11 protein-coding genes and 1 tRNA gene are annotated in these 10,040 nt (G+C 63.5%); 8 read left to right on the top strand and 4 right to left on the bottom strand.

Annotation, left to right across the window (positions count from 1 at the left end; all coding sequences use genetic code 11):
- Together F1542_RS05670 and F1542_RS05665 are read left to right on the top strand one after the other, a co-directional pair.
- The coding region (locus tag F1542_RS05670) for a class I SAM-dependent methyltransferase (protein WP_408886240.1) at positions 1 to 743 on the top strand (743 nt) is incomplete at its 5' end.
- A gap of 11 nt (positions 744 to 754) precedes the next feature.
- Complete coding sequence (locus F1542_RS05665) at positions 755 to 946, top strand: hypothetical protein (RefSeq protein WP_193732186.1); 192 nt, start codon at positions 755 to 757, stop codon at positions 944 to 946.
- Positions 947 to 1,322: 376 nt separating this feature from the next.
- On the opposite strand, the gene F1542_RS05660 is transcribed toward F1542_RS05665, so the two are convergent.
- Positions 1,323 to 1,397 (bottom strand) — tRNA-Met (locus F1542_RS05660).
- Positions 1,398 to 1,574: 177 nt separating this feature from the next.
- Between F1542_RS05660 and F1542_RS05655 the strand changes: the two genes are divergently transcribed.
- Positions 1,575 to 2,804 carry a mechanosensitive ion channel family protein gene (locus F1542_RS05655; protein WP_193732185.1) on the top strand — a complete coding sequence of 410 codons (1,230 nt, stop codon included), beginning with the start codon at positions 1,575 to 1,577 and terminating at the stop codon, positions 2,802 to 2,804.
- 147 nt (positions 2,805 to 2,951) lie between these two features.
- On the opposite strand, the gene F1542_RS05650 is transcribed toward F1542_RS05655, so the two are convergent.
- Positions 2,952 to 3,794 (bottom strand): undecaprenyl-diphosphate phosphatase, encoded by an 843-nt coding sequence (locus F1542_RS05650; protein ID WP_193732184.1) that lies wholly within the window; start codon positions 3,792 to 3,794, stop codon positions 2,952 to 2,954.
- Positions 3,795 to 3,917: 123 nt separating this feature from the next.
- Between F1542_RS05650 and F1542_RS05645 the strand changes: the two genes are divergently transcribed.
- Complete coding sequence (locus tag F1542_RS05645) at positions 3,918 to 4,376, top strand: MlaD family protein (RefSeq protein ID WP_193732183.1); 459 nt, start codon at positions 3,918 to 3,920, stop codon at positions 4,374 to 4,376.
- A 185-nt stretch (positions 4,377 to 4,561) separates the two neighbouring features.
- Here F1542_RS05645 and F1542_RS05640 read toward each other — a convergent pair whose 3' ends face one another.
- Both F1542_RS05640 and F1542_RS05635 read right to left on the bottom strand, forming a co-directional pair.
- Positions 4,562 to 5,656 carry an ATP-grasp domain-containing protein gene (locus tag F1542_RS05640; RefSeq protein ID WP_193732182.1) on the bottom strand — a complete coding sequence of 365 codons (1,095 nt, stop codon included), beginning with the start codon at positions 5,654 to 5,656 and terminating at the stop codon, positions 4,562 to 4,564.
- On the bottom strand, positions 5,653 to 6,228 hold the full coding sequence (locus tag F1542_RS05635; RefSeq protein ID WP_193732181.1) for a DedA family protein: 576 nt from the start codon (positions 6,226 to 6,228) through the stop codon (positions 5,653 to 5,655). The genes F1542_RS05640 and F1542_RS05635 overlap by 4 nt, the downstream gene beginning before the upstream one ends.
- 289 nt (positions 6,229 to 6,517) lie before the next feature.
- On the opposite strand from F1542_RS05635, the gene F1542_RS05630 reads away from it, so the two are divergent.
- From F1542_RS05630 to F1542_RS05615, 4 genes are all read left to right on the top strand, one after another.
- Positions 6,518 to 7,531, top strand: a complete 1,014-nt coding sequence (locus tag F1542_RS05630; protein WP_193732180.1) for a lytic transglycosylase domain-containing protein — start codon at positions 6,518 to 6,520, stop codon at positions 7,529 to 7,531.
- Positions 7,528 to 8,802 carry a D-alanyl-D-alanine carboxypeptidase family protein gene (locus tag F1542_RS05625; protein ID WP_193732179.1) on the top strand — a complete coding sequence of 425 codons (1,275 nt, stop codon included), beginning with the start codon at positions 7,528 to 7,530 and terminating at the stop codon, positions 8,800 to 8,802. The genes F1542_RS05630 and F1542_RS05625 overlap by 4 nt, the downstream gene beginning before the upstream one ends.
- A 3-nt stretch (positions 8,803 to 8,805) precedes the next feature.
- A complete protein-coding gene (gene tmk / locus F1542_RS05620; protein WP_193732178.1) occupies positions 8,806 to 9,450 on the top strand; it encodes a dTMP kinase in 645 nt (214 codons plus the stop codon).
- On the top strand, positions 9,443 to 10,040 hold a 598-nt coding region (locus F1542_RS05615; RefSeq protein ID WP_193732177.1), incomplete at its 3' end, for an AAA family ATPase. The genes tmk and F1542_RS05615, both read left to right, overlap by 8 nt.

Below are 10,040 nucleotides of genomic sequence, written 5' to 3'. Positions count from 1 at the left end.
GCCCGCCCCTGCGCGCGGCGGTAACCGCGTCAACCCGCACCCCCGATCTGGTGGCGCGCGACGGGGCGCGGCATCCGTATGAACTGCTGTCGTTCTATGGTGTCACGCCACGATCAACGGTGGTGGAGATATGGCCGGGCGGCGGCTACTGGACTGAAATCCTGGCGCCGCTATTGCGGGACAAAGGCGTCTATTATGCTGCGATGGGCGTGCCGGACGGGACGGAGGTCGAGCGTGAATATGCCGACTGGCCCGCGGCGATGAAGGCCCGGATCAATGCGCATCCTGACCTTTATGACCGTATTCATTATACGCAGTTCGGGCACGCGCATCCTGACCTGGCGCCAGCGGGCACCGCCGACGTGATCCTGACCTTCCGCAACCTTCATAACTGGATGCAGGACAAGGATGCGCCCGAACTGCTGGCGGCTGTTCACAAGGCGCTCAGGACCGGCGGTATCTTCGGTGTCGAGGATCATCGCGCCCGCCCGACCAGGCCACAGGACCCCGATGCCGCAAGCGGCTATGTCCGGCAGGATTACGCAATCGCGCTGATCGAACGCGCCGGATTCAAACTGATCGGCACATCGGAAGCCGCGGCCAATCCCAAAGATACGACGGACTGGCCCAAGGGGGTCTGGACGCTACCGCCCACCTATGCGCTCGGCGCTGTCGATCATGCAAAATATCAGGCGATTGGTGAGGGCGACAATTTTGAACTGAAGTTCCGCAAGGTCGATTAGGCACTGGCACCGTGGGAGGCAAGGCCGTGCGTACGTCCACCGGCATGAAACTGGTCGCCACGGATAATGGGCAGCGCCGCGACATCACCATGAAGCTTGACGGGGCAGGCAACATTGACGGTGGCGCTGAAAGCCCGGCCTGCATGACCTATCGTGGCGCGTCATGCTCGTTCAATTTCATAACCGCGAAGCCCGTGATCTGAAGGGCAAAAGCCACCGGGGGCAGGACGCCGCGTCAGCGCGGCCCCCTGCATCGTCAGCCAACCGCCCCGATAACGGGTATCCAGTCCGGGGCAGGGCGTCTGACAGACAATCAATCGGGTCAGTCAAGGCAGGCATATCGTGCTGCCCTGCCGGCATGACCTGAACATGAGATCACGGCGTTACTACCGGCCACCATGTGCGTAAAGCCCACCAGAAACAGCGGGCACACAATGCCGCAACAAAGGCCACTCGTTATCGTTTAGAGCAGGAGAGTGCTAAACAGGGGATCGCAGAGTGCTAAAACAGCTTGCGACAGACCCGTATGACGGTCCTGAAAAAGTCTAAAAATGTAAGGGAAATCAATCCTAACGCAGATGGTAGCGGTGGACGGATTTGAACCGCCGACCAAGGGATTATGATTCCCCTGCTCTACCGCTGAGCTACACCGCCATCGCGTTAGGATGAGTGCGGAATACCCGCGCTGTCGGGGCAAGTCAACCCGTGTTTTGGAAACCGGGATGAAAAGATCCGAAAACCCCATTGATTTGTCACGCCCCCCCAACAGGGGGTACTACTGGTGGCCCCGCCCATAATCCGTAAACAACCCGAAAAGGCTATGCATCCTTCGTGAAAACAGAATTCCTGGCGCTCCTGACCAAGATCCGGCACCTCTTCGGGTGGCTGCCGGGACTGCTGTCCTCCATACTCATGCTGTGCGTGGCGGGACTGGTGGCGGAGATGTTCAGCCGGTTCATCACGAAACTGATCCTGCGCATACCGGGGCAGAAACGCGGGGCGTTCGTGCGCTCCTTCACCATGGCCATGCAGCGCCCCGTGCGCATCATGCTGGTGATCATGTTTGTCGGCACGGCACTGCCGGTATCGGGCCTGCCCTATGACATCATGCAGGCCACCACGCATACGCTGGTGGTGCTGTTCGTGCTGATGCTGGGTTATGCAGCCGTGGTCGCCACGCGCATCCTGTCCGATGCATATCTCAAGCGGATCAATGGCAAGGATGACAAGGACGACATCCTGCTGCGCACCCACATGACGCAGGTGCGTGTACTGCGACGCACGACCGACCTGCTGATCGGCCTGCTGACCGTGGGCGCCGCGCTTATGACGTTCGAGCCGGTGCGGCAGTATGGCCTCAGCCTGTTCGCGTCCGCCGGTGCGGCGTCACTGGTGGTCGGTCTTGCGGCCCGCCCGCTGCTGACCAACCTGTTCGCGGGCATGCAGATCGCCATGACACAGCCCATCCGCATGGAAGACCTCATCATCATCAATGGCGACTGGGCGTGGGTGGAGGAAATCACCTCCACCTATGTCGTGCTGCGGGTATGGGACTGGCGGCGGCATATCGTGCCGATTTCGTATTTCCTGGAAAATACGTTCCAGAACTGGACGCATAATTCTGCGGCCCTGATTGGCGTGGTGTTCCTGTATGTCGATTTCAACGCGCCCATGGACCGCATCCGTGAACGCCTGCGCGAAATCGTGCATTCCGCCCCGTTATGGGACGGTAAGGAATTCGCGGTGCAGGTGGCGGACTGCAACGCCCATGTCATGACGATCCGCGTGATCGCCAGTGCGCGTTCAGCCATGCAGAGCTGGGACCTGCGGTGCGAGATCCGTGAACAGATCCTCGCCTTCCTGCGTGATGAATGCCCCGAGGCCCTGCCGCGTGACCGCATATCGCACGTGGCGTCGGTGTCGGGGCTGGATGTGATGGGCGATCCGGGCATGCTGTCGCCGCCCGTCAAACGTCCGCCGCCCGGTGCCTATACAGGCCCGCGCAGCGGCACGAGCGGTGGCGGCATGAGCATGACCGACGGCGGGCAGGGCCACGGCTGACCACGCCCCTGAACCATAAAGACGTTTTGGGGGAAGCTTTTTTCAAAAAGCTTCCAACAATGCCGCCTTATTGAAAAAAGGCGGCACCCGAAAACTTTTATTGTTTTTTATCAGTCAGGTGTTTTCAAACAGCCTTTTGTCAATTTTTCAGAACGACAGGTAAACGAACGCGGCCGCGCCGGCTGCGATGCAGTACCAGCCAAACGGGCGCAGCGCCCAGTCTTCATGGTCGCGGAAATAGCGCATCAGGATACCGGTGCAGACCAGCGCGACGACACCGGCCACGATGGATGCGATGATCGCCATGTGCATCTGTTCGGGCTGGGGCGGGGCGTGGCGCAGTTTCAGCGCCTCCAGCACGGTGGCGGCCAGGATGACCGGCTGCGCCATGAGAAAGGCGAACCGTGCCGAGTTTTCATGCGACAGCCCGCGCAGCAGGCCCCCCACGATACACGCCCCCGAACGCGACAGGCCGGGGAAGAAGGCCAGGCACTGGAACAGGCCGATCACCAGGGCCTCCCCGAAACCCAGGGAGGCGAGCGATCTGTTGCTGGTGGACAGCAGCCCCGCGCGCATCCGGTCCACCAGCAGCAGCATGACGCCGTTTAGCGTCAGGAAAACAGCCGCATACCGCGCCGTGCCGAACAGGCTGCGGATGGCGTGTTCACACAGCCCGCCAATCACCACGGCGGGAATGGTGGCGACAACCAGCAGCGCAAGGATGCGGATGCTGTCCATCTGTACGTTGACACCATGGCGCCCGACTGCCCCGGTGAACAGCGCCACCCAGTCGCGCCAGAAAAAAACCAGCAGGGCCGCGCATGTGCCCAGATGCAGCATGACCAGCAGGGGCAGGAACATTTCCCCATGCAGGTCAACGGGCCAATGCAGCAGGGCGGGCACGATGGCCGCGTGCCCCAGACTGCTTATGGGAAACTGTTCTGTGGAACCCTGAATGATTGCAATGATAATAGCTTGAATGAGTGTCATTGTCCGCCCGTCCATGACGCAGTAGGATGAAAAGATAAGGCAAGGCATAGCGCTGATCCCACATCGCCCGTCATTGCGGCAGATTTCGGGATGGTGCGTGAGCGCATCGGGCAGGGAGCCGTCATGGCAAGGCAAAAAAGTGGCGCGATCATCTCCAGCGGGCTTGTCCTTCTGGTTGCGGGAGGGTTCTGTGTCTATGCCCGCGCTTCGCAAAGCGGCGGATCACAGGATCGCTACCCTGTCATGGCGCGCTTCATTTCGGCGAACGGACTGGCAGTGGGGGCCAATGTGGACATGGACGGCGTGCCCGTCGGGCGCGTGACATCCATTGCACTGGATCCGGCAACCTACATGGCCAATGTGGGCTTCACGCTGGACCGTACATTGTCCCTGCCGACGGATACAACCCTGTCGATCGGCAGCCCGACGCTTACGGCGGACACGGCCCTGCTGGTGCAGCCGGGGCAATCCGCGGACAGGCTGAAACCCGGCGCGGTCATTACAAATACGCGTGAACCGCTCAGCCTGGAACAGCAGGTCAGCAACTACATCTTCGGCAATGGCGGCCTGCCCAGCGACTGAAAGGTGGCCTGAAAAGCCAGGTCAGGAAATATCGTGCAATCACAATAAAGTTGCTGGGTGCGGCCCTTTTTCAGAACGCGCTCCGGCAACGCCACCTTTGTGAAAAAGGCGGCACCCGATAAATCTTGTTGTTTTTTATCGTCGGGTTGCTTTCAGGCAGCTTGCAGGCGGGCAGGCCACGGCACTCAGTCATTCATCGGATAGGACGCCATGAGCCTGCGCTGGCGCAGCCACGCGCGCAGCATGGCCATCGCCCCGCTGCTTTTCCATCCCTCGCGCCGCTTTTTCGCGCCGATGCGGAAGGTTTCGCGGTAATGCATGAACTGCGTCATGTAGGCATCGCGCAGGGTGGTGCGGGCATCCCAGATATGGGTGGCCTCGGACCCCACGCCATTGATTTCGATGATCTGGAAATCCTCGCCCTTGCGCAGGCTGGCCAGGCTGAGGACCTTGGCGTCGATCCGGCCGAAATGGAAATCGGGAATGTCGCGCATGATGGTGTTCACGCGTGCCTGCAGTTCGGGTGTTATGTCCACCGCGCGGTCATGGAAGATCGAGCCCTTGCAGTGATTGCCCGCGAACACCAGCGGCAGTAACTGGCCCGCTGGCGGGATTTCATTCAGGCGCGCCTTCAGTCGTGGCAGGTAGATGTGGGGGACCAGGCGGGTGCGGGCATCGGCATGGATCAGTTCCTCCACCGTGGAGGTGCCATCACCCGTCAGGCACGGCACTTCCTTGTAGGTCAGGGAGGTGATGCGGCCGTCCGCCTCATCGGGGTGGCGGATGTAGAACAGACCGACCTCGTGCCCGTAGGGGATCAGGTGCTGCAGCATGACCGGCACGTCGCGGCCGAATGCGGCCAGACCCGCACGCAGGCTGTCTTCATCGCGCATGATCCGCACGCCGGTGCCATTGCACCCGATATCGGGCTTGAGCACGACGGGAAAGGACTGGCCTGCCCCCTTCATCGCCGCCAGTGCGCGCGGCAGGTCATCACGGCCCGTGGTCAGTACGGCATAGGGGGCGATCCACTTACGGGCCACATCTCCCGCCATGTCCAGGATCGAACTCTTGCTTTCCCCGCACAGGCCGCCGGTCTCGATCCGGGGGTTGGCGGCGGTGGGCAGGCTGAAATCACGGTGCCACAGCCCCAGTATGATCCAGTACAGCACGATGGGGGTGTAGAAGATCCATCCCGGCCAGAATTCAAACGCGGAAACCGTAGGGCCCCCGGCCTGCCTGTCCGGCCTGCTGTCAATGGCTGTGGTTACGTCGGTCATCGGGTCTCATTACTTTGCAAACGTGCGATCATGCGGCTGATCAGGAATATGGTCAGGACAAAACCGGCCATGCCTGCCCATTTCCATGTCCCCAGATGGTCGATCAGGAACTGCCCCACCCGCAGTGAGACAAGGAACAGCATGGATGTCCATATCAGCGTCGCCAGCACCGCCGCGATACAGAACAGCCCGAACCGTGCGCGGAAGAAACCACACGCGGTGTAAAGCGGCAAGCGCGCGCCGGGCACGAAACGGCTGATGAACACGATGCGGAATACGTTGCGGTCGAACCACTGCCCTTCCTGCGCGCCGCCGGGCAGGGTGATCCATTTCCGCGCCGGTGGCCACAGCGCCGCCAGCCTGCCCATGCCGTACAGCCCCATGTCCCCCACGACAATGCCGATATACAGCGCCACCAGCGCCACCGTAAGATCGACATGCCCGGTGCGCACCTGCATGGCGGTCATGATGGTCGCGGCGTCTTCCAGTATGAAGGTGCCGATGATGATCGCCAGCCCCTGCATGACAGGCGACGCCCCGGCCGCCATGAGGTAGGCGGTCAGCGTGGGCATGCGCGCAGTTCCAGCGTGTCCCGACCGGGCGGGATGGGAAAACCGTGACTACGCAAGCACAAGCCCTTCAGTCGGCCCGGCAGGCGGGCGTGGAAAACATTGGCCATAAGCGGCCAACGGGAAATGACGACGGGCGTTCTTGTGACATGCTTCGCCTGCCGTCACAAACGCGAAATTGTGTCGCAGCGTGTACACGGCCATGCCCGCGCCCTGTGCGGCCCGGCCAGACATTGATATGGATGCAAGTCAGACATTGAAACGGGGGCAAGGCCGTGGCACAGCATTCGGAATGCTTGTACGTCGCCGCCTTCTTCATGTCGCCGCCGCTTCCCTTGCCGGGGCTGGTGCCTCATGGCTCATGCCCGCGCGCGCGGCGCACCATGCGGCCGCGTCCGCCACGGGGGGTGGCGATTACGCCACCTTCCTGGCCACCGTGCGGCGTGATGCGATTCGTCAGGGGCTGACGGCTGATGCCGTGACCCGGGCGCTGGCGCTGTCCGCGCCGAACATGCAGGTCATACAGCGTGACCGCAACCAGCCGGAATTCCACCTGACATGGGCGCAGTACCGTGACCGCGTGCTGACCCAGCGCAAGATCGCGGATGGCCGCGCCGCCTTCGCGCAGCAGCGCGCGATTCTGGAACAGCAGGTGCTGACCCGCTACGACGTGGCCGCCGGCGCGGTGATGGGCATATGGGGGCTGGAATCGGGCTATGGCGCGATGACGGGCAAATTCGCGGTGGTGGATGCGCTGTGTACCCTGGCGTTCGAGGGACGGCGTGCGAAATTCTTCCATGACGAGCTGTTCCACGCGCTGGCCATCCTCAATGCGGGCGACATCACGCCCGAACTCATGACCGGCAGTTACGCAGGCGCCATGGGGCAGCCGCAGTTCATGCCCTCGGCCTACGTGAAATACGCCGTCGATATCGATGGCGACGGGCGGCGCGACATCTGGCATTCCATACCGGACGTGTTCGGCTCCATCGCCAACTACCTTGCCGGGTCCGGCTGGGTGGGGGGCGAAAGCTGGGGCCAGCAGGTGATCGTGCCCGATACCGTGGCGCAGTCCGCGCTGGGCCGCACCCAGACCCGCACGCTGGCGGAATGGATGGCGATGGGCGTGCGGCAGATGGGCGGCGCGCCCTTTGAACGGCCGGCCGATACCGGCGCCGTCCTGCGCCCCGACGGACCGGGGGGCGAAGCCTTCATGGTCTATCGTAATTTCGCCGCGATCCGTCGCTACAATCCATCTGATTTCTATGCGCTGGCCGTTGGCCTGCTGGGGAACGAAATCGCGTGACGGACCCTGTCACGCCAGCCATGGCCGCGCGCCCGGCTGGCACCTACCGGACCAAGGATGCAATGCACACCCGACGTTTCCTTCTGGCTGGGGCCACCAGCCTTCTTGTATCCACCCCGGCATGGGCCGCGGGCCGCCGCCGCCATCCCGCAGCAATGCCCGCCGCGACCGAACCCGCGATCCCGTCCTCCCCGGCGAACAGCCTGATCGGGCCGATCGACACCATTGCGCGATGGGCGTGCATTGTCGATTACACCACGGGCGCCGTGATCCTGGAAAAGGCGGCGGATGAGCGCATGCCGCCGTCATCGCTGACCAAGATGATGACGGCCTATGTCGTGTTCGGCATGCTGCGTGCCGGCAGGCTGACGCTGGAACAGTCGCTGCCGGTTAGTGAAAAGGCATGGCGCATGCAGGGGTCGAAGATGTTCGTGCCCCTGAATGGGTCCGTCGCGGTGTCCGACCTGATACAGGGCATGGTGATCCAGTCGGGCAATGATGCGTGCATCGTGCTGGCCGAAGGCGTCGCAGGGTCGGAAGACCAGTTCGTCAGCATGATGAATGCGCAGGCTGCACAGCTGGGCATGACCAACAGCCATTTCCTGAACGCCACGGGCTGGCCGATGGACGGGCATTACATGTCCGCGCGCGATGTCGCGACCATCGCCATGCACCTGATCCACGATTTCCCCGAATATTATCATTTCTTTTCCGAACGCAGCTTCACCTTCAACAGGATATCGCAGGAAAACCGCAACGCGCTGGTGGTCCGGGGCGTGGCCGACGGGCTGAAGACCGGCCATACCGACGCCGGTGGCTTCGGGCTGTGCGCCAGCGCCGAACGCGGCGGCAACCGCATTGTCATGGCCATCAACGGCCTGCCCAGCAGCAACGCGCGCGCCAATGAGGGTGAGCGGCTGTTTGAATGGTCATTCGTCAATTTTGAAAACGCGACCCTGATCCGTAACGGCGCGGTGGTGGACAACGCCCCGGTCTGGCTGGGGCAGGCGCCCACCGTGCCGCTGGTCGCGACCCGTGACGTGACGCTTACGCTGCCCCATGGCTGGCAGAACCGGGTGCATGTCAGCGTGGATTACCGCAGCCCCGTGCCCGCGCCGGTCGCGGCGGGGCAGCAGTTGGGTGAAATGGTCATTGCCAATACGGGCCTTGCGGAAATCCGCATTCCGCTGGTCGCGGGGGCCGCGGTGCCACGGCTGGGGCTTATGGGCCGGGCCTCGGCCGTGCTGGGTCGCAAGCTGGGACACGGCTAGGCCATGTCCGGGCTGTTCATCACGTTTGAAGGCGGCGAGGGGGCGGGCAAGTCCACGCAGGCCCGCCTGCTGGCCGACCACCTGCGCGGCCTCGGGCTGGATGTGGACCTGACGCGGGAGCCGGGCGGCACGCCGGGGGCGGAGGCGCTGCGCGACTTCCTGCTGTTTGGCGGCCACGACCTGTCGCCCCGGGCCGAGGTCATGGCCCATTTCGCCGCCCGTGCCGACCATGTTGACCGGCGTATCGCCCCGGCACTTGCGGCGGGGAAGGTGGTGATATGCGACCGCTTCAGCGATTCGACCGAAGCCTATCAGGGGCATGGGCTGGGCGATGGTGATCCCGCGCTGCTGGACATGATCGCCCACCTGCGCGCGCTGGTGCCCGTGGTGCCCGACCTGACCCTTGTGCTGCAGGTGCCACCCGCCATTGCCGTCGCCCGCATGGCGGAACGCGCCAATGGCCGCACCGACCGGTATGAAGCGCTGGACACCGCGTTCCATGCCCGTGTCGCGGCCGGGTTCGACGCGATTGCCCGGCGTGACGCCACGCGCTGCCGCCGCATTGACGCAAGCGCACCGATGTACGCGGTGCGCGACGACATCCGCGCTGTCGTCGGCCCGTACCTGAAACGGGCGGGCAATGCCTGATCCACGCGCCTGTCGCCGCCTGCTGGGGCATGACGTGGCGTGGCAGGAATTCCTGTCGGTCATCCGCACCGGCAGGCTGCACCATGCCTGGCTGCTGACCGGGCCGGAGGGGATTGGCAAGGCCACTATGGCCTTCATGATGGCACGTACCCTGCTGGGCGCGCAGGACCATGACAGCCCCGTGGGCCGCCGCGTTACCGCGGGCACGCATGCCGACCTGCTGGTGATCGCGCGCGGGATGGATGAAAAACGCCACCGCCCGCGCCGTGAAATCGTGGGCGATGACATCCGCCCCATATCCGCCTTCCTGCGCCGCACGGCGGCTGAAGGGGGCTGGCGGGTCGTGATTGTCGATGGCGCGGAATACATGAACCGCACGGCGGCCAACGCCATCCTCAAGATACTGGAGGAACCGCCCGAACGCGCCATCCTGATCCTGACCACATCGGTGCCCGGACGGCTGCTGCCCACCATCCGCAGCCGCTGCCGGGTGCTGGCCCTGTCGCCGCTGGATGACGCGGCCATGCGCGCGGTGCTGGCGGACATGGAATCCACCCCCACGCCGGACCAGGTCGCGCGCATCCTGCCGC

The sequence above is a fragment of the Komagataeibacter sp. FXV3 genome (genome assembly GCF_015155755.1).
Taxonomy (GTDB): Bacteria; Pseudomonadota; Alphaproteobacteria; order Acetobacterales; family Acetobacteraceae; genus Komagataeibacter.
This window is presented reverse-complemented; position numbering and strand designations above follow the sequence as displayed.